Annotated in this window: 14 protein-coding genes and 1 pseudogene; 9 read left to right on the top strand and 6 right to left on the bottom strand. The window is 68.9% G+C overall.

Going from position 1 to position 19,503, the window contains the following annotated elements:
- The first annotated feature begins 16 nt into the window (after positions 1–16).
- On the top strand, positions 17–1,168 hold the full coding sequence (locus tag OH809_RS09070) for an XdhC family protein (RefSeq protein WP_406422903.1): 1,152 nt from the start codon (positions 17–19) through the stop codon (positions 1,166–1,168).
- A gap of 105 nt (positions 1,169–1,273) precedes the next feature.
- Positions 1,274–1,635 (top strand): annotated as a pseudogene (locus OH809_RS09065) (hypothetical protein); the annotation flags it as partial.
- A 237-nt stretch (positions 1,636–1,872) separates the two neighbouring features.
- Here OH809_RS09065 and OH809_RS09060 read toward each other — a convergent pair.
- Complete coding sequence (locus tag OH809_RS09060; protein ID WP_406422904.1) at positions 1,873–3,093, bottom strand: MFS transporter; 1,221 nt, start codon at positions 3,091–3,093, stop codon at positions 1,873–1,875.
- Between the two features lie 379 nt (positions 3,094–3,472).
- On the opposite strand from OH809_RS09060, the gene OH809_RS09055 reads away from it, so the two are divergent.
- Complete coding sequence (locus tag OH809_RS09055; RefSeq protein ID WP_406422905.1) at positions 3,473–4,042, top strand: SMI1/KNR4 family protein; 570 nt, start codon at positions 3,473–3,475, stop codon at positions 4,040–4,042.
- Positions 4,043–4,288: 246 nt separating this feature from the next.
- On the opposite strand, the gene OH809_RS09050 is transcribed toward OH809_RS09055, so the two are convergent.
- Together OH809_RS09050 and OH809_RS09045 are read right to left on the bottom strand one after the other, a co-directional pair.
- The gene (locus OH809_RS09050) at positions 4,289–5,848 is read right to left on the bottom strand and encodes an N-acetylmuramoyl-L-alanine amidase (protein ID WP_406422906.1); all 1,560 of its coding nucleotides are present in this window, start codon (positions 5,846–5,848) and stop codon (positions 4,289–4,291) included.
- A gap of 271 nt (positions 5,849–6,119) precedes the next feature.
- Entirely contained in the window at positions 6,120–6,821 is a 702-nt protein-coding gene (locus OH809_RS09045; protein WP_406422907.1) for an IclR family transcriptional regulator, read from the bottom strand.
- 97 nt (positions 6,822–6,918) lie between these two features.
- Here OH809_RS09045 and OH809_RS09040 point away from each other — a divergent pair, with 97 nt between their 5' ends.
- From OH809_RS09040 to OH809_RS09025, 4 genes are all read left to right on the top strand, one after another.
- Positions 6,919–7,257, top strand: coding sequence for an MBL fold metallo-hydrolase (locus OH809_RS09040; RefSeq protein WP_406422908.1), 339 nt, complete (start codon positions 6,919–6,921; stop codon positions 7,255–7,257).
- Between the two features lie 461 nt (positions 7,258–7,718).
- Positions 7,719–11,900 (top strand): NPCBM/NEW2 domain-containing protein, encoded by a 4,182-nt coding sequence (locus OH809_RS09035; RefSeq protein WP_406422909.1) that lies wholly within the window; start codon positions 7,719–7,721, stop codon positions 11,898–11,900.
- Between the two features lie 45 nt (positions 11,901–11,945).
- Positions 11,946–12,110, top strand: coding sequence for a PQQ-binding-like beta-propeller repeat protein (locus OH809_RS09030; protein ID WP_406425286.1), 165 nt, complete (start codon positions 11,946–11,948; stop codon positions 12,108–12,110).
- A 74-nt stretch (positions 12,111–12,184) separates the two neighbouring features.
- Positions 12,185–13,504: a hypothetical protein gene (locus OH809_RS09025; protein ID WP_406422910.1), complete on the top strand. Its 1,320-nt coding sequence runs from the start codon at positions 12,185–12,187 to the stop codon at positions 13,502–13,504.
- A gap of 209 nt (positions 13,505–13,713) precedes the next feature.
- On the opposite strand, the gene OH809_RS09020 is transcribed toward OH809_RS09025, so the two are convergent.
- The 3 genes from OH809_RS09020 to OH809_RS09010 all read right to left on the bottom strand — a co-directional run bounded on the left by OH809_RS09020 (position 13,714) and on the right by OH809_RS09010 (position 17,510).
- Positions 13,714–14,751, bottom strand: a complete 1,038-nt coding sequence (locus tag OH809_RS09020; protein ID WP_406422911.1) for an ABC transporter permease — start codon at positions 14,749–14,751, stop codon at positions 13,714–13,716.
- A complete protein-coding gene (locus OH809_RS09015) occupies positions 14,748–16,343 on the bottom strand; it encodes a sugar ABC transporter ATP-binding protein (RefSeq protein WP_406422912.1) in 1,596 nt (531 codons plus the stop codon). Before OH809_RS09015 ends, OH809_RS09020 begins: the two co-directional genes overlap by 4 nt.
- Before the next feature lie 126 nt (positions 16,344–16,469).
- Positions 16,470–17,510 (bottom strand): substrate-binding domain-containing protein, encoded by a 1,041-nt coding sequence (locus tag OH809_RS09010; protein WP_406422913.1) that lies wholly within the window; start codon positions 17,508–17,510, stop codon positions 16,470–16,472.
- A 601-nt stretch (positions 17,511–18,111) separates the two neighbouring features.
- Here OH809_RS09010 and OH809_RS09005 point away from each other — a divergent pair.
- Positions 18,112–18,249, top strand: a complete 138-nt coding sequence (locus tag OH809_RS09005) for a hypothetical protein (RefSeq protein WP_406422914.1) — start codon at positions 18,112–18,114, stop codon at positions 18,247–18,249.
- Positions 18,250–18,609: 360 nt separating this feature from the next.
- Positions 18,610–18,972 carry a hypothetical protein gene (locus OH809_RS09000; RefSeq protein WP_406515018.1) on the top strand — a complete coding sequence of 121 codons (363 nt, stop codon included), beginning with the start codon at positions 18,610–18,612 and terminating at the stop codon, positions 18,970–18,972.
- Positions 18,973–19,503 lie beyond the last annotated feature (531 nt).

Here is a 19,503-nt window from a genome sequence, read left to right as displayed (position 1 = left end):
CTTAAGGAGATACGCCATGCTGGACATCGCCGAAGAGCTTCACCGGTGGGTCGGGCAGGGACGCGAGTTCGCCGTCGCCACGGTCGTGGCGGTCGGCGGGAGCGCGCCCCGGCAGCCGGGAGCCGCCCTCGCCGTCGACCGCGACGGCAACGCGATCGGTTCGGTCTCCGGCGGGTGTGTGGAGGGTGCGGTGTACGAACTGTGCCAACAGGCCCTCGATGACGGCATCACCGTACGGGAGCAGTTCGGCTACAGCGACGAGGACGCCTTCGCGGTCGGTCTGACCTGCGGCGGCATCATCGACATCCTGGTGACACCGGTCCGCGTGGACGACCCCGCACGCCCGGTGTTCGCCGCCGCGCTCGCCGCCGCGGCGGCAGGGCGGGCGGCGGCGGTGGTACGGATCACCGACGGCCCCGCCGAACTCCTCGGCCGCCCCCAACTCGTCCATCCCGACGGTTCGTACGAGGGTGCGCTCGGCGGACATCCGGAGCTGGACCGCACCGCCGCGGCCGAGGCCCGCGCCATGCTGGACGCGGGCCGCACCGGCCCCGTCACCATCGGCGCCGAGGGATCACGCTGCGGCCGCCCCCTCGTCCTGCTCGTCGAATCGAGCGTTCCGCCGCCGCGGATGATCGTCTTCGGGGCCATCGACTTCGCCGCCGCCCTGGTCAGGGCCGGCAAATTCCTCGGGTACCACGTCACCGTGTGCGATGCCCGCCCCGTCTTCGCCACGGCGGCCCGCTTCCCCGACGCCGACGAGATCGTCGTCGACTGGCCGCACCGCTACCTTGCGGCGACCGCCGTCGACGCGCGCACCGTGCTCTGCGTGCTCACCCATGATGCCAAGTTCGATGTTCCGCTGCTGGAAAGGGCGTTGAAGCTTCCGGTCGCGTACGTCGGAGCGATGGGCTCGCGCCGTACCCATCTGGAGCGCAACGACCGGCTGCGTGACGTCGGCGTCACGGAGCTGGAACTGGCCAGGCTGCATTCGCCGATCGGCCTCGACCTCGGCGCCCGCACCCCTGAGGAGACCGCGCTGTCGATCGCCGCCGAAATCGTCGCCGACCGGCGCGGCGGCAGCGGCGTACCGCTCAAGGGCGCACACACCCCGATCCACCACGAGGGCGGCCGGCCGTCGACCGGATTGATCACGTCCGTAGCCTGAACCGTCCCCTGAACCATGATTGTCCGTGGGCGGGTTGCCGCCACGGCGGTTTCACGCCAGGTGCGAACTCAACTGTAGCTTCGGTTTCGCCTTTGGATCTGCTGCATGACATTCACACCCTCCTCCGCTTCCGGCCGGGCGAGATCCGCTCGTGTGGGACGCAGGGCTCTGCTCATAGCGACTTCGGTCGCCCTGGTGAGTGGCGCACTGTTGCCCGCAGCGGGCTCCGCTTCCGCCGTTGCAGGTCAGTCCAGGCCCGTCGACCGCCAGGCCGCCGCCCCGTCAAGAAGTACGACATCACCCTGCTCACGGGTGATGTCGTGCACTACTCGGACGGTGTCGGCAAGCAGGACACCGTCACCGTGGAACGCCCCGACGGCGCGGTCGGCGGCGTGCATGTCCAGCAGGCCGGTGACGACCTGTACGTCCTGCCCGACGAGGCCGGCTCCCTCATCGCAGCGGCCAGCTGGTCTGGTACCACCTCGCGGAGCGACTCGGCGGGACCGAGGACAGCGCCGCGGTCGTACGCGACTGGGCCGAGGGCGTCCGGCCCCGGGACACGACCGGCCCCCTGGCCGAACTCCTCACCCGGCACGCGCCGACGGCCCTTCTGCTGCGCGGGTTCCGTCAGCGCATGCTGGGCGGGAGGAAGACGGTGCCCTATCCGGCGGACGAGCTCGAGGCGTGCCTGAGGGCGGGGGGCCTCACCGGCGGTCGCCGCCGGCCGTGAACGCCGCGCAGAGCAGCACCGGGGCCGCGGCAAGGGCGAAACACGCCGCGAGCGGCAGATGCCCCAGCACCAGACCGACCACGGCTGTTCCGCCCGAGGACCCGGCATTGACGGCGGTGTTGACCCATGCGCCGGCCTGCGTACGGCTGCCCGCGCCGACGGACTCGTCCGCGATCAGATACGCCGTGGTCAGGGCCGGGGCGACGAACAGCCCGGCGACGGCGACCGTGCCGACCAGCACGTACAGGTTCGGTGACAGCCCGGCCGCGAGCAAGCACAGCCCCAGGGCGACGGCAAGCGCCGTCAGTCGCAGCCGACTCGACGCGCGCCACGAGACGGCGCCGTAGGCCAGACCGCCGACCGCGCTCCCCGCGGAGAGCGCCGCCAGCACCCAGGCCACGGCCGCATCCTGGTCATGCCGGTCGGTGAAGGCCACCACCAGCAGATCCAGCGCTCCCAGGCACAGCCCCACCCCGGCCGCAACCACCACCGCGTGACGCAACCCGGCCACGCAGAGCAGTGGTTTCCCGGACGGTGCCGCGGGAAGTGACTTCGTCCTCGGCGGACGGGGACCGGTAGCGCGTACTGCCGGAGAGGTCACCAGGGCCAACGCCCCGACCAGCACCAGCGCGGCACTGACCGCCACACCGGCCGCGGGTTCGGCGAACCTCACCAGCAGCCCCACCAGCAAGGGCCCGGTGACGAAGAGGAGTTCCTCGGCCACGCCGTCCAGGCTGTAGGCGCGCTGGAGCAACTTCCGGTCGGGCATCAGGCTGCTCCACAGGGTCCGCATCACGGGCCCCAGCGGTGGTGTGCAGGCACCGGCGATCACGGCCCACACGCCCAGCCGGATTCCCGACGCACCGGGCTGCCAGGTGACGTGGGCCAGGACCGAGAGGAGCAGCGCATACGCGATTGCCAGGGGCGGCAGCGCGCGTCGTGGCCCGTACCGGTCGATCAGCGCGGCACGGGCGGGGGAGAGGAAGACGCTGGTCGCCCCGAACAGGGCCATGACGGCGCCCGCCACGGAGTACGAACCGGTGGCGTCCTTGACCGCCAGCATCAGGGCGAGGGAGATCATCCCGTACGACAGCCGTCCCAGCAGCGCGGCACCGAAGGTGCGGGAGACATGACGGGTGCGCAGGACCGTTGCGTAGGAGGGAGCGTGGGAGGGCGTGGGCGAAGGCGAAAGCATGAGGATCGTTCCTCGGGACGGCAGCGCGGACCTGGCGCGCTGGGTGCGTGCAGGGACACCGGAGTGCCGCACCCGGTGTGACGGGCGCGGTCAGTGCGGGGTCCTAGGCACGGAGGAGGAACATGCGTGCAAATTTAGCAGGAGGCCGGCGAGCGGCACATGGCTCGGCCGACGCCCGGCTGCATGGCCGTCGCGCCGGCTCACCCGGCGCTCGAACCGAATCCGTGCCGCTCGGCCCCCACAGTGAGCGGCATGGCGATCGACTCCGGCTGGTCCTCCGGCGCCAGGTGACCGGCCGGACCGCAGTGCACGGTCTCCAGGCTCGCGATGTTCGCCGCGCGGCAGGGCGTTGTCAGTGTCCGCTGGTACCTATGGGCACATGAATATCGATCACGCCCACCCCGCGGAACTGGCCGCACTCCGCGCGGCCTTCGATACCGACGCCCCCCTCGGCTGGGACCGGGTGCGTGCCTTCGAGGCGGAGCACGGCATCGTCCTGCCGGAGCCGTACCGCACCTTCGTCGCGGAGATCTCCGACGGTTCGTACGCAGGGCCGCCGGACTACGGCCTCATACCGCTGGCCGAGATGCCGGACGACGGGAGGGAGGATGAGGACGAGCGGTGCCTGGCCGAGCCGTTCCCGTTGACGGAGGCATTGGTGTGGGAGGACGACCCGCGCCCGGAGGAGGAGCTCGAACCGCTCCTCGACCAGATCTTCGATCATGGCTCGATCGTCCTGGGCACTGATGGCTGCGGCATGGACTGGCACCGCGTCGTCACCGGACCCCATCGCGGTCACATCTGGCACATCACCGGTGAGGGGGCCCTTCCGTTCGGTGCCGAGTTCGGCTTCACCACCGGTGAACCGGGATTCGCGGGATGGGTGGCGCACTGGGCCGCGAACAAGCCGTGGTTCGATGCTCCGGAGGGCGAGTCCGGCGCCGCGTAGCGCAGGTGTCAGGCGGCTTCGGGCTGTTCCTGTTCCGCGATGCGCCGCTTGGCCTCGGCCCAGGTGACCGGCAGGTGCTCGACCGGGGCCTCCCAGCGACCCAGGGCAGAGTGGGTATCGCACGTCTCACCTGCACGGTTTCGTAGTGGCACTGTCCATCTCGGCCGGGCGTGACATGTGTACGGGCGGCGCGGGCGGAATCCGCGCCGCACCGCCGGTACCGGCGTCTGCTGCCGTTCTGCCAGGTCAGTGCCCTGCCTGCAGTGCCGCCCAGGTGCCGTTGCCGACGATCCCGTCCACCGTCAGCCCGCGGTCGCTCTGATAGGTGCGCACCGCCGTCACCGTTTCCGGGCCGAAGCTCCCCTCGGCGTCCACGGTGGTGCCGAGCGCTGCGGTCAGTGAGCGCTGGAGCCGCTTCACGTCCGCGCCCGAGTCCCCCTGCTTCAGCGTCGGCACGGTCCCGGCCGACAGCAGCGCCGTCCAGGTCCTCGCGCCGACGATGCCGGCGGCGCTCAGTCCGCGGGCCGTCTGGAACGTCTTGACCGCGGTCAGCGTGGCCGGGCCGAAGCTCCCGTCCACTGCGCCCGCGTCGAAGCCCTGCGCGGTCAGCAGCTGCTGCACCGCCGTGACCTGGGCGCCCGTCGATCCGCTCTGCTGGGTGGCGTACGAGGCGAAGCTCAGCCCGTCACTGCTGCCGCCGCTGTCGTCGCCCCCGACGTAACTCATGTAGCGGGCCCAGTCCCAGTACGGGCCCGGGTCGGAGTGGTCGCTGTCCGCTGCCTCGCTGTGGCCGATGATGTGCGCCCGGTCCTTCGGGATGCCGTATCTGTCGCACAGGGCGCTGGTCAGGGCGGCCGATGAGCGGTACATCGTGTCCGTGAACCAGGACGGGTCGTCGATGAATCCCTCGTGCTCGATGCCGAGCGCCGAGGCGTTCGAGCCCCGGGCGTGGTACGCGGTGTCGCTGTTGCGGACCATCTGGGTGATCTGCCCGTCGGAGGATCGGATCACGTAATGGGCACTCACCTCGGCCGTGGGGTCCTGGAACCAGCTGATCGAGCCCGAGTACGAGCCCTGCGTGACATGGATGATCACCTTGTTGATCGGCGCCGACCGGCCCTTGGCGAAGTTGTTCGGGTCGGCCGGGACCCACAGGGCCGACGGGTAGTCATGGCTCCGGGTGTGTACCCCGCTGTCGGAGAAGGCGCCCTTCTCCGGGGCGACCGGGCGGGCGGTCACCGAGACCCGCTCGCCGCCGGGGACGGTGGTGACGATCCCGTTCGCGAGGAACGTGTAGACGGCGTCGGCGTAGAGGGCGGCGGCGCGGCCCGTCATGCCGCTGTACCGCGCCACGGCCGGGTACCAGGCGCCGATGTCATCGCGCTCGTCGCTGTCGAGGCCGATGCGGTCCGCGTACGCGCGCAGCACGGCCGCGCCGCCGAGGATATTGGCCGCGGTGTCCCGCCGGAGCTCCGACAGCGGCGCGCCGGTGAGTGCGGCCGCCGTTTCCAGCGTGTGGTTCCTGGGGTTGCTGACCAGGTGCATCACGCCGTACCCGTTCGCCTGGCTGGGGCGCCCGGCGTGGCCGTCGAGGTGCGTTTCGCCGTAGCCGACGGCGGCGAGCAGATCGCGCGGTACGTCGAACTCCCGTGCCGCCTGCGCGAACGCCTGGTTCATGGAGTGGCGGGCGGCGACCGGAGGGGGTGCGGCGAGGACCGGCGTGACGGTCGCGGCGAGCGCGGTGGCGGTGAGGGCCGCCAGCACGGGTGCGCGGCCCCTCGGGTGGGCTGCGGCGCGTCTGGGCATACCTGCTCCTGCTCTGTGGGGGAGAAAGAACGGCCCCCGGACCCGAGTGGGGTGGGCCGAGGGCCGCGAAGCGGGCTCAGGCTATCCATGCGTCCAGGGCATGACACACATGTGCGTGCGTGTCGAATCCCTTTCACTCCAACAGAGTTGACCAGTGAGGCAGCAAGTCACCCGGCGACCGTGCGACCGGTCGCCGGGCGGCTTGACGAGGCGTCAGATGTGCACCGCGCTCCCGCTCCGCGACGAGCGGCAGCGCGACGTCGATGATCCGTCAGACGCTACGGGAGAGCTCCTCGGCGGCCGCCAGCATGCCGGTGACCGAGGCGCGCGCCACCTCTTCCCGGGTGGTGATCAGGTTGACGCACAGCTGCATCGCCGGATCGGCCGAACGCAGCGGCACGGCCACCCCGAAGGTACCCGGCTCCACCCGCCCGAACGTCATGGCGTACCCGCGCTCGCGCACCTCGGCGAGCTCGGCCGAATCGTCCGGCGACGGCGGCCGGAACGAGGCCAGCGCCAGACCGGCCGCGCCGACCCCGATCGGGTTGCGGCTGCCGACCCGGTAGGAGAGGTGGTAGTCCACTGACTGCGGCTCCACCACCGCCACCGCCACCGCGTCGTCGCCCTCCGCGGCGATCAGCGCGACCGTGGCCCTCAGCTTGTCTGCGGTCCGTCGCAGCACCGGCAGCGACGCCTCCCGGATCCCGGCCGCATAGCCGCGCGCCAGCGCGGCGGTGCCGGACGCCGCCCGGTAGCGGCCGTCCGCGCCCCGGAACACCAGCCGGAACTCCGCCAGGGTGGTCAGGATGCGGTATGCGACGGTGCGATGCACGCCCAGGCGGTCCGCCACGTCCTGCACCGCGAGCCCGTGCGGCGTCCCGGCCACCAGTCCGAGCGCGGTCAGGCCGCGGGCCAGGGTCTGGGACCCGGTGGTGCGGGAGGATGTCTTCTCGGGAACCGGCTTGTCGCTCACCCGGCAATCCTAGGGCGTGTCCGCGCCGTGCTTTCGTCCGCCCGAAGGGCGACCGCGCGGAGTCCGGGGCGTTCTCGTAACGGAGCCTCAGGCGGTCGTGGTCGCGCCGCTCGCGGCTCGAAGCACCCTGCTCGACCTTGGCCGGCCGGACGCCCGTATCCGCTCCACCAGAGGTGGCGACACCGTCGAGGTCGCCGGCCTCCGCCTGACCTCGTTCGCGGTGCCACACGACGACTACGACGAGGACTGCGAACTGGGCCACCCCTACCAGGGTTACGTCGTCTCCGACGGCCGGGTAACCGTGGCGCACGTCGGGGACGCCCGGGCCGATGCCCGGCTCGCCGCCGAACTCGCCCGTCATACAGCCGATCTGCTCTGCCTGCCCATCAACGGCGCGACGAGCACCGGGCGGCGCTCGGATTCGCCGGGAACATGAACGCGGCCGAGGCGGTCGAGCTGGCCGCCAGTGCGGGCGTGCGACGGGTCATGCGATGCACTACGACATGTTCGCCCAGAACGTCGACGAGTTTCTCGTCCTGCGGGGCAGGAATTCGATTGACGTGGCGCTGCGGACGGATCTCACCGTCCCCGTTCCGAGCCCGGTCTCAGGCAGTGAGCCTGTTTGCGGGCGGTTCCCTCCGGAATGCGAGCGATCAGATAAATCTGGACCACGATCAGGAAGAGGTCAGTCGATGCGCAGACTGCGTCGACCCACCCGAGGCCTGGTGGCTTCGGTACCGCACTCACTCGCGGCTGTCACCGGTGCCACGTCGGCGGCGGCCGCCGTGCCGCCATGGCAGACCTCACGCGTCCTCCGGTTAATTCTGGCTAACCGTTCGATGAAGGTTGCCGCTTCCAGGACCGGCAAGCTGTCCGGTCAAGCTAGCTTCCTTGCCTATGAGATTCCTTCACAGAGCAGCAGGTCTAGGCCTTGCGCTGCTCTTCTTCATCCTGGGCTTCTGTGCACAGCCCGCTGCGGCGCATGTGTCACCGGAGCACGCCGAACTCGTCATTACGACCAAGGAAAACGTCACCAGTGGGCGGCTGATCGTCCACCATGACGTGGTGTCACCACAGAAGGCAGGTGCCTGGGCGTCGCACCTGCTGAGCGCAGCGTGCCCTGCCACCGGCTCCGGCGTCGCCGGGGACGGCGGCGGCGTTCCGGGCGGTGTGGTGATCGAGCTCGCGTGGAGCTGCCACGTCGACAAGCTCGACCTGAGCGCGATGCTGCAGCAGGGCGGGCTGACCCAGGTCGTCGCCGAGTTCGACGGCACCACGGTCAACGCCAACGCGCAGACCCCCGTCGTCGACGCATCGGGTGCCCACGCGCTTCCCACCTTCCCCTGGGCACAGGTGGCGCTCGGCATCGCGGCGGCCGCCGCGCTGCTGCTCGCGGTGTGGCAGATCCGCACCGGGCGGCTCCAGGTCGCCCAGCTGGCCGCCAGGGTGCGCGCCGGCCGCGGGCGGATCAAGCTGGCCGCCGTCGGCGTGGTGACGCTGTCCTGCCTGGCTCCCCAGGTGGCAGCGGCGGCGCCGCTCGCCGAGCAGGCAGCGGCGACCGCGGACACGGTCACGGTCACGGGCACGGTCTTCGAGGACGCCAACGGCAACGGCAAGCGCGACGCGGGCGAGGCTCCGATGGCCGGGGTCGACGTCACGGACGGCGCCGGCTGGACGACGACCGGCCCCGACGGCTCGTACAGCCTGCAGATGGACCCGGCCCGGCGGGAGACCGACCTGATCAGCATCGTCTCCCCGAACGGCTACACCCCGCACCTGCGGGAGGACTACGTTCCGGAGTACTTCCACAAGGTGCCCGAGGGCGGTCCGAGCACCGGCATCGACTTCGCTCTCGTCAAGGACAAGAACGCCGCCAACCCCACCGAGAAGTGGTTGATGGTCTCCGACACCGAGACGGCCGGCGACCCGGAGTGGACCGGCCACGTCGAGGCGATGTCCGAGGTCGACGGCGCGTCGATGGTGATGACGACGGGTGACCTGGTGGTCATCGACGGGACCCCCCCGTCGCGTCGGCAGGCCACCTTCGACGGCATGCGCAAGGGCCTGACCGACGGCAAACTCGGTATGCCGTACTACCCGGTGATGGGCAACCATGACTTCGGTGGCGATGTCAACTCCCAGGGCTATGGCGGCAGTATGGAGTTCTGGCGCCGGAACATGGGCCCGGAGTGGTACAGCTTCGACCGTAACGGCCGTCACATCGTCGTGCTTGAGGACAATTACGACTCCAGCGGTCTGAAGCCGCAGCTGGAGTGGCTGCGTGAGGACCTCAAGCGCCACGCCGTGGGTAAGCAGGTGTTCGTCTTCGCGCACCGGTCGCTGTTCACCCAGTGGGGACCCGGCGCCGGCATGCAGCCGACCGTCGATGAGCTGGCGAAGTACGACGTGCGGTTGTTCGCCGCGGGCCACAACCAGCAGGCCGAGTTCCGCCGTGGCGCCTGGGACCGCTCGGTCGAGATCAACAACCAGGGCACGTACGGCATCGACGGCTCCCAGCCGGACTACAAGATCCTTGACTTCAAGGACATCACCGACGACCCGGCCACCAAGCGCAACGAAGACACCGGCCTCGTCACGGGTACGCACCGGGAGTTCAACGTCCATGACGATGCCGCGCTGGTCAGCCCCTCACAGGACAGCGTCCACCCCGCCAGCGCCAAGATCCCGCTCGAGATGTACGCAGAGGACGACGGCCGTACCCCGGACAACGCGACCCTCACCATCCGCGACAGCCGCGGCCATGCGGTGCAAAGGCACAGGCGCCTGAAGTTCGGCGCGGGCAACGACCGGACGGGCATCGAGAACTGCTACACGGCGCCCGGCGGCAAGCCGGAGACCTGTCCGGACGCGCGGATCTCCTGGACGCGGGCCAGTGACCGCATCGAGGGTCTGGCCCCGGGAACGTACACGGCTCAGATGATTGCCGTCGACACCAAGGGCAAGGCGTGGCCCACCATCGAGAACACCTTCACGGTGGTGCCCGACAGCCAGTTGCACAAGCCCAAGAGCGGCCAGGACTGGACCCGTCAGGGCCGCGACGAGGCAGGGCGCTCCGCGAGCGCGGACAATCCGGGCAGCGAGCTCAGCCTGCGCTGGGCCGCCAACACCGGTGAGCAGTTCAACCTCAACGGATCGCTGATCGCCGGCGGCAAGGTGATCGTTTCCTCCCGGGCGTTCGACTCCCCGTACAGCATGATGCTCGCCTACGACCTCAAGTCCGGCCGCGAGATCTGGCGCACCTATCTGGACGGCGACGCCGAGTCGGCGCCGACCCTGCACGACGGCAAGGTCTACCTGACCACCGGCGTCGGCCGGATCTACGCGCTCGACTCCGAGGACGGCCACGTCGTGTGGCAGTCCATCGACCGTGAGGAGCAGCACGGCAACACCGTGCGTCGCTACGGTCGCGCGGGCGGTCCGGTCAGCGTCTTCGCGCTTGCGGGCCCCGACCAGCGCTCGGTCGCCGTCTACCAGGACGCGTACAACATCCGCTGCCGTGACGGCGCGACCGGCAGCATGCTGCCCGGCGGCTTCGGCGGCTCGTTCGGCTGGGGTCAGTTCCACAGCACGGCGATCCGTCAGCCCGGCTCCAACACCGCCTACCTGCACGATGGTTCCAGCAACAAGCTGATCGCCATGGATCTGGCGACCTGCAAGCAGCTGTGGGCACAGGACACCGGCGGCGGCATCGACAGCCACTCCTCCCCGGTCCTCACCGATCCGGCCAGCGGGGACCCGCAGTTGGTGACGGCGACCGCGAGCGGTGTCCGCGGGCACGACCTCAAGACCGGTAAGGTCCTGTGGAAGAACCCTTCGGACGACCCCTGGCTCTGCGAGAACGGCAAGGCTCCGGTGACCAGCCCCGCCGTCTGGGGCGACATCGCCTACGTCGCGAGCCGTGAAGGGTTCATCCGCGCCTACGACACCAAGGCGGCCGACCCGTCCAAGCCGCTGTGGGAGACCCCCGTCGGCTACCTGCCCGGGGAAAGCCCCAAGGACGACAAGGCGAAGGTGGCCAGCGGCTGCGCCAAGAACACGGGGCCCGGATCCCCTGCGATGCACGCCCTGGCCACCAAGGACTACGTCTACGCGGGCACCCGGGACGGGCGTCTGCTCGTCCTGGACCGCGCCGCCGGCACGCTGCTGACCGAGTACAACCTCGGCGGCGGGGTGACCTCGGCACTGTCCGTCAGCGGTGACTGGGTGATCGCCCTCACCGACGACGGGTCGATCCACGCTCTGGCGGCGAACGGCCGCCAGCGGCCGAAGACGTCCCTCACGGTGACCCCGACCGGGACGACGGATGCGCAGCCGGGCCGCGCCATCGACATGAGCGGCACGTTCAATCTGTCGGCGAACGGGCCGATCAGCGACGTGGACCTCAGCGTGACGCCGCCCTCCGGGTGGCAGGTCGACGGTGCGGCGGTGTCGAAGCCGGATATGCAGGACGGTTCGTCCATCGAGGGCCGGTGGGCCGTCACGCCACCGGTAAAGGCTGACTCGGGGTATTACGACCTGCCGGTCGTAGCCACCTACCATTTCCATTTCCCCAATGATCCGGTGGACCACCCGGTGCGTGTGGAGAAGGCAGTCCGGGTGTTCGTGCCGCCCGCCAACCCGAGCGGAACCGCAAATGTCAGCGACCTGCCGTTCCTGAGCTCGTCCAACGGGTGGGGCCCGGTCGAGCGCGACAAGTCCAACGGCGAGAACAGCGCCGGCGATGGAAAAACCCTGACCATCGGCGGGAAGACGTACGCCAAGGGCCTTGGGGCGCACGCGGCCAGCGAGGTCACCGTCTGGCTCGGCGGTGCTTGTCACGCCTTCCATGCTGAGGTCGGTGTCGATGACGAGGTCGGGGGTGGATCGGTGGCGTATCAGGTGCTCGGCGATGGCCGGCAAATCGCCGACACCCCTGTCGTCCGCGGCGCCGACAGTGCCCGCGCCGTCGATGCCGACGTGACGGGGGTCAGGATACTGACGCTGCGGATCGAGGACGGCGGTGACGGCAACGGCTCCGACCACGCCGACTGGGCCGACGCCCGGGTGGTCTGCGACTGAGCCACCCGCCGGGCTGTTCCCGCCCGCGCAGTTGGCCACGGGCGTCTGGTCGTCCTGGACCGCGCGACCGGCAGGCGGCTGACCGAGTACAACCTCGGCGCCAGTGTGACCTCGGCGCTCTCCGTCAGCGGTGACCGGGTCTTCGCCCTCACCGACGACGGCACGCTCCACGCGCTGGCCGCCCGCCACCTGCGCGACAGCCGCCACTGACCCACCGTCCGCGCGTTGCCTCCCCCGCCAGGGGAGGCAACGCGCGGCGTTCCACTCCCGACGGGACCACCACTGTGCACACCCTCCACACCCTCCACACCCTCCGCAGCCACGCCGTCCGTCTCGTGCTGATCGGCCTGGCCGCCGCACTGGCGCTGCTCGGCGCCGCAGGCGCCGCCGAGGCGCACCCCTTCGGCACACCGCCGGTCGCCCAGGTCAGGGCCGAAGGCCGCACCGTCGACATCACCTGGTCGGCCCAGCAGAACGACCTGGACGTCCTGCACCAGGCGGCCAAGGGGGACGACGCGACCTACCTCGGCTCGCACATCACCGTGCAGCAGGACGGGCGCGAGTGCCGGCTCGGGGCGGTGGACACTGCACGGCTCGCGAGCAAGGGCGCCCTGATCCACTACACCTGCCCCGAACCCGTGGACAGGGTCGCCCTGACCATCACCGCACTGACCGACGTCAACCCGGCCTATCGCACGATCTCCGTGACAAAGAAGGGTGGCGGCGGCCTGCACACAGCGAGCGACCCCGCCCTCACCCTCGCCCTCGGCGGAGCCGGCAGCTCCGCCGCCACCGAATCCACGGCGCCGACGACCGTGTGGACCACAGACCTTGCGGCACTGCTGGACCACGGCGTCGTACTGCCACTGGCCCTTCTCGTCTCGGCAGCCGTGGGCGCCTTCCACGCCTGCGCCCCCGGCCACGGGAAGTCGCTCGCGGCCGGGTACCTCGTAGGCGGCCAGGGCAGAGCGCGGGACGCGGTGTGGCTCGGCGCCATCGTGGCCGTCATGCACACCGCATCGGTCACCGTACTCGCCGTGGGCTGGTGGCTCGCCGCCCAGCAAGCACCGGACGTCGCAGCGGTGACGAACTGGCTGCAGCTGATCGCGGCCCTGGTCGTGGTCGCCGTGGGCATCGGCCTGCTCCGGCGCCACCTGACCAACCGCAAGCACGGCCACAGCCATGGACACCACCATGGCCACGATCACGGGCATGACCACGATCACCACCACGGCCACAGTCACAGCCACCATGTCCCGACGTCCGAGTCTCTGCTCACCTGGCGCGGCATCCTGCTGCTCGGCACGTCCGGCGGCCTGCTCCCCTCCCCATCCGCATTCCTCGTCCTCCTCAGCGGGCTGCTGACCGGCCAGGTCGGCGCGGCGATCGCGATGGTGGCGGCGTTCGGTGCCGGCATGGCGCTGACCCTGACCGGCGTCGGCCTCGTGGTCTTGCGCGGTCGCGACGCGTTCCTCGCCCGAGCCACGACCTCGCCCGCGCTGCGCACCTGGAGCACCCGCATCCCGGTCATCGCCGCCTGGGCCGTCGTCACCGGCGGCACCGTCGCATCAGCCGTCGCCGCCGGCCGCGTCCTGGCACCGTGATCAAGGGAGCCTGGGCTTCGTCCGGCGGCGGTGGGGCTCACCCTTGGGTGGCTCCGCCGGTGAGGTCCTTGACGTAGCACTTCTGGCAGACCAGGTAGCGGACGAGCGCGGGCAGACTGGCCAGGAACATCAGCGCGGGGGCCGCCCCGAAGTTGCGATGCGCGGCTGCAGGACAAGCTGCGAGGTCGGAGGGCCCGTCCTCAGGAGTATCAGCTGGGAAGCCCGACGGCCCGTTCGCCGCTGCGGCGCTGCTGGATGACGACGGCCACCACCAGCAGTGTGCCCTGGGCGACGTTCTGCCAGAAGGCGTTGATGCCTTCGACGGTGAGGCCGTTCTCGAGGCAGCCGAGCAGCGCGACCGCGAGCAGAGTGCCGCCGATGCCGCCCTTGCCGCCCTTCAGGGCGCAGCCGCCGAGAGCCGCGGCGGTGATGGCCTTGAGCTCCAGGCCCTCACTGCCGGACGTCGGCTGGCCCGAGCCGGTCCGGGCCGTCAGCAGGATGCCTGCCACTGCAGCGACCACACCGATGAGCGCATAGACGGAGACCAGATACTTGTTGATGCTGATGCCGGCCAGCCGGGCGGCGGTGTCGTTGCCGCCGATCGCGTAGAGGTTGCGGCCGATGTCGGTGTACTTGAGCAGCAGGTGCACCGCGGCGGCGACGATGACGAGAAGCCAGACCATCACCGGCAGCCCGACGATCTTGCCGCGGCCGAGGAAGATGAAGACGTCGTTGTTGAGGACGTAGCCTTGCGCCCGGCCGTCCGACAGAAGCTGGGCCAGTCCCTTGTACGCGGCCAGTCCTGCCAGGGTGGCGATGGTGGGGTTGACCCGGCCGTAGACGATGATCAGGCCGTTGGTCAGGCCGATGAGGACACCGATGCCGACGGCGGCGGCCATGCCTACGAGGGCGTTGGACCCGGCGCTGGTGAAGGCCATGGCGCTGACGACCGACGCGACGCCGACCTGGGAACCGACGGAGATGTCGAGACCGCCGCAGATGATCACCACGGTCTGCACGATGGCGAGCAGTCCGGTGATGGTGGCGGCCTCGGCGATCACCTGCATGTTGGACAGGCTCAGGTAGTTGTCGTTGAGGATTCCGAAGAGCACCAGGACGAGGACGAGCGCGCCGATGAGGCTGATGTTCTGGCCGCCGATGCCGACGAGGAACTCCGTCCTGCCGGTCTTGCGGCCGTGGTCGGCTGGTTCCTTCACGGCCGGGGAAGGGGTGCTGGTGAGGGTCATGAGGTGGCTCCAGAAATGCTGGTGCGGCTGATGTCGTCGGCCATCGCGAGGGCGAGGATGGATTCTTCGGTGGCTTCGTCGTGGCTGAGTTCGCCGGTGATCCGGCCGCCCTGCATCACCACGACTCGGTCCGCGAGACCGAGGAGCTCCGGGAGTTCGGAGGAGATGACCAGCAGAGCGACGCCCTCCTTGGCCAGGTCGGCGATGATCTGGTAGATCTCGGCCTTGGCGCCGACGTCGATGCCCCGCGTCGGCTCGTCCAGGATCAGGACCTTCGGCTTTCGCGCCAGCCAGCGCGCCAGGACGACCTTCTGCTGATTGCCGCCGGACAGCTTGCGGACCTCGTGGTTGATCGAGGGGGTGCGCACCCGGAGCCGGTCGGCGTAGTGCTGGGCGAGTTCACGCTCAGCCGCCCGCCTGACGAAGCGGAAGCGACGCAGCCGGTCCAGTACGACCAGTGAAGTGTTGTCTCGGACGGACTGCTGCAGGAAGAGGGCCTGTGCCTTGCGTTCCTCCGGCGCGAGTCCGAGCCCGGCCTGGATCACCTCGCCGGGATGGCCGCTGCGCAAGGGTTTGCCGTCGAGGGTGACGGTGCCGCTGCGGACCGGCTGATCGCCGGCGAGTGCCAGCGCCAGCTCCGAGCGTCCCGCTCCGATGAGTCCTGCCAGGCCGACGACTTCGCCCGCCCGGACCTGGAGCGAAATGTTCTGCACGTCGTCCGTGGTGAGGTTCTTGACGTCGAGCACGAGACGGTCAGTGGCCGTGCGCTGTCGCACGAACATGGTGGACAGGTCGCGCCCCACCATCAGGCGGACCAGCTCTCCTTCGTTCGTCGTGCTTGCCTGCTGCACACCGACCAGGCCGCCGTCGCGCAGCACGGCGATGCGGTCGGCGAGCTGGAAGATCTCCTGCATGCGGTGGGAGACGTACACGATCGCGATGCCCTGGTCGCGCAGTCGGCGGATCAGGGCGAACAACGCTTCCACCTCGTGCTCGGACAGGGAGGAGGTGGGCTCGTCGAAGGCGATCAGCCGCGCGGCCGTGTCGCCGGTCAGGGCGCGCATGATCTCGACCAACTGCCGCTGGGCAGACGTGAGCCGGTGTCCGGGGAGATCGGGGTCGAGTGCGTCGGCGAAGCCCAGCCGCGCCAGGTCCGCCACGATCCGGCGACGCAGTTCCTGGCGGTCGAGCAGCCTTCCGCGCTTGCGGGGCAGTGAGCCGGCGTAGACGTTCTCGGCGACCGAGATGTGGGGGATGATCTCCGGTTCCTGCGGGATGATCCGGATTCCAGCGGCACGCGCGTGTGCGGGGGAGTCGAGTTCGGTCCGCTTGCCGGCCACGACGACATGGCCCTCGGTCGGCTGGTGATCGCCGGTGAGGATCTTGAGCAGGGTCGACTTTCCCGCACCGTTCTCGCCCATGAGTGCGGTGACCTGGCCGCCGGGGAAGTCGAGCGTGACGTCGGTGAGTGCCTGTACGGCACCGAATCGCTTGGTGACGCCCGTGACGCCGATGGAGTCGTGCGGCGCTGCGGCGTCGGGCTGCCCGCCGGAAGGGCCGGAGTCACCGGTTGCATTGGGTGCTCTGGTCATGTGTCGGTTCACCTCGATGGCGTCGCGCAAGTGTGGTCGGGGGTGCCCGGGACCGCCCGGGGGCAGGGGGCCGGGGCTGCCTACCGGTGGCTGCCGCCCTACGCGGCAGCCACCGGTGAGAGGGGATCAGTTGCAGGTGAGGCCGGCGCTCTTCCAGGAGTGGGAGTCGACCATGGTGGTGGGGGCGAAGGCCTCCTGCGGGAAGTCCTTGCCGTGCTTGAGCTTGTCGTACATGGTCTGGACGGCCAGAGCGCCGACGTCCTTGCCGTTGATGAACAGCGCCGCCTTCATGCCGGACGGCTGGTCCGACTGCCACTCCTTGCACGCGAGGTAGGCGCCCAGGCCGACGCCGATGATGTTGGCGGGACGGGTCCCGGCGTTCTGCAGGGCCGTGACACCGCCCATCACGTTCTCGTCGTTGCAGCCCCAGACGACCCAGTTCTTGACCTTGGAGTTGGCGGTGATCGTCGCGGCGATCTTGTCCTGAGCTCCGGTGGGTGTGTTGTCGGTGGCCACGTTGATGGTCTTCACTCCCGGAACGGCCGCGTCGAAGGCCTTCTTGGAGGCGTTGACCCGGTCCCCGCAGACCGTGACGTCCTGCTTCCAGGCGGAGATGACGCGGGTGTCGGAGGCCTTCCAGCCCGCCTTCTTGAACTCGGAGGCCGCGCGCTTGCCGACCTCTTCGCCCATCTGGGCGCCGCTGAAGCCGACCCGGGGCACGAGGTCGGCCTTGCCGCAGCTGGCCGGGTCGGGGCCGGTGGAGCAGATCTGGTCGTCGGATGTCAGCAGGGCGACCTTGCCGTCCTCGGCCGTGTGCACGACCTGGGGGCCCACAGCGGGGTCCGGGACGACGATGATGACGCCGTTGGTCTTCTGGGCGACGGCGGACTGGACCTCGCCCACCGTCTTGTTGGCGTCGTTGCCGAGATTGACGATCTTGAGGTCGATGCCGAGCTCGTCCGCCTTCGCCTTGGCTCCGGCGGCCTCGCCGACGAAGTACTCCTGGTCGCCCTGCTTCTGGAGATAGGTGAGGGAGATCTTGCCGTCCGCCTTGCCGACGGGGTCCTGCCCGGCAGCCTCCTTGCCCGAGGAACACGCCGTGCTTACGCCGAGGGTGAGCAGGAGGCCGGTGGCGACGGCGACACGCCGCTGGAATGCAGAGGACATGGTGAAGCTCCTTTGTGCTGGCACCGACCGGCGGAGAAGACGTGTTCAGGGGCCGTGCGGTGAGGAGAGCGAGATGGGCCGTCGAGCGGCTGGGGGCGGATGCTCGGAAGAGAGGTGGAACCTCGAAATCAACCAGAAACCATCAGATTCAAACGCGCACACATATGACACGCTCATTGCGGGAGCGTGTCAAGCCTGCGAATGTGGGTGAGATGAGTCTGTGATGTTTCACCCGGGACGGGGTCGCTCATCGGTCTTGGCGGCCTTCGGCATGGCGAGGCAACTGCCGTGCTCCGCGCTGGTCCTGTCCTCGGGGGCCGCTGCGGAAGCGGCGCGCCGCACCAGTTACCCGACGCCGAGGCGACGCCCGAGGTGAAGTTGGCGGGCCCGCACCGATGGGCGGTGTGGCGATGCTACCGTCCGCCAGACCCTCGCGGCACTCCTTGTTCCAGGAGGTGAGGGGTGTGGACGGGTCGTCGGCGAGCAACTTCTGCCAGGTGTTTGCGTACTTCTTGGTGCCGGCGCCCCTGAAGTCGATGGTGACGTCGGTGCCCCTGGTCCTGTAGGGCGCTGAGACCGCACCGCGGCTGGGATGCCACCGTTGGACCGTCGAACGCACCATGCCCTGCTCGACGGCTGCCGCCGCGTGCCCTGTTGCTACAAGCGCAAGGCCGAGCACTTCCTCGCCTTCACGAGCATCGCGTGCACCCTCATCTGCTGCCGCAGACTCGCCATATGAGAGCACCTCTCGGTGCAGGCCGATGCCGGCCCGGGGCTGTGATGCCCGGGCTGGACTGCATGCGGCCAGACAGCGGACGTAACGGGCGGATGTCGAGTAGTTGACGGGACGTTGACTCATGGCGTCCGCTGGCCTACGTTGCCACGCAATGAATGTCGGTTTCTGAGAGTTTCCGTTTCCTTCGCTGTCCCTCTTGCGTCACCTTGAGCCCGGGCTCTCGCCAGACGGCGAGCAGTTCGCCCCATTTTCTACTGACTATGGGATCGTTGCCAAGCGGGAGACAACATGTTCGATCACTCTTCAACAATCTCCAGTGCAGGTGAGGGAGAGACGCGGCCCCTCGCGCGCAGCCGCAGAAGCATGCTGCGGGGCGTCACCGACGCGGCCGACCTGGCCGTCGTCTCCGGTGGTCTACTGGCGGCCTGCTCCGGCTCGTTGGGCACTAAGAAGAAGGACGACGGCGCCAGCTTCTCCGGGGGCTCGGGCAATGTCGTCGGCAGCACGGTGACGTTCGGGTCGAACTACTCCGACCCGGCCGGGCAAGTCCGCCTTGCCCACGCTGACTTCAGCGGCTTCAGCGGCTTCAGCGTCGACCAAGGCGAAGATCAACATCAACACGGGCTGATCGCCATGTCCGCGCAACGCCCAGCACCAGGGCACCCTGGACGATCAATACCTGGTCTGCTGGACATCATCCTGCACCGCCGAGCGCCTGCCTGCTGATCGACGGCGCCGGGCGGCGCTGGCGCGCGTTCGACGGAAGCAAGCAGGAGAAGAGATTGTTCACAGATTGAATGGATCTATGATATCTGAGAAGGAAAAAAGATTGTGACAGCATGACTCTGATTGTTACATGTAATCCCGTTTCGAACGATTGATTGAGCTGTTGGAGCTGCAGATAAAAGCCACAACAGTAGGCTTCTGTCAGAGGAGGACACACACACACCAAGGATGTTTCTGAGAACGAGAGTACTTGTTAGTTATGAAGATATACGAAGGCCTCACAATGAAGGCGCTATCAAATGGATGGAAAAAAGTGCAACAGAGTGTTTCGACTTTGATAGGTTCAATTCAAGGTGAGTCGACACACATCACAAAATAAGTTACTGGGTTCTGTCTAGTCTTGTTTTATATGAAGATATTTCCAAAGGCCTCAAAGATTGAAATGAGTTATTTCCATTTACTAATATAATAAAGAGTGTTTCAAAAGAAAGAGTGTTTCATACTCTGTGAGATGTATCCACAGAGTTCAAC

Origin of the sequence: Streptomyces sp. NBC_00873, assembly GCF_045207415.1 — a bacterium.
In the GTDB taxonomy this organism is placed as follows: domain Bacteria; phylum Actinomycetota; class Actinomycetes; order Streptomycetales; family Streptomycetaceae; genus Streptomyces.
This window is presented reverse-complemented; position numbering and strand designations above follow the sequence as displayed.

Bases quoted from the DNA above. Each gene is read 5' to 3' on its own strand.
- OH809_RS09070 (WP_406422903.1), top strand. From the start codon at position 17: ATGCTGGACATCGCCGAAGAGCTTCACCGGTGGGTCGGGCAGGGACGC.
- OH809_RS09060 (WP_406422904.1), bottom strand. From the start codon at position 3,093: ATGCTTTCGCCTTCGCCCACGCCCTCCCACGCTCCCTCCTACGCAACG.
- OH809_RS09055 (WP_406422905.1), top strand. From the start codon at position 3,473: ATGAATATCGATCACGCCCACCCCGCGGAACTGGCCGCACTCCGCGCG.
- OH809_RS09050 (WP_406422906.1), bottom strand. From the start codon at position 5,848: ATGCCCAGACGCGCCGCAGCCCACCCGAGGGGCCGCGCACCCGTGCTG.
- OH809_RS09035 (WP_406422909.1), top strand. From the start codon at position 7,719: ATGAGATTCCTTCACAGAGCAGCAGGTCTAGGCCTTGCGCTGCTCTTC.
- OH809_RS09020 (WP_406422911.1), bottom strand. From the start codon at position 14,751: ATGACCCTCACCAGCACCCCTTCCCCGGCCGTGAAGGAACCAGCCGAC.
- OH809_RS09015 (WP_406422912.1), bottom strand. From the start codon at position 16,343: ATGACCAGAGCACCCAATGCAACCGGTGACTCCGGCCCTTCCGGCGGG.
- OH809_RS09010 (WP_406422913.1), bottom strand. From the start codon at position 17,510: ATGTCCTCTGCATTCCAGCGGCGTGTCGCCGTCGCCACCGGCCTCCTG.
- OH809_RS09000 (WP_406515018.1), top strand. From the start codon at position 18,610: ATGCTGCGGGGCGTCACCGACGCGGCCGACCTGGCCGTCGTCTCCGGT.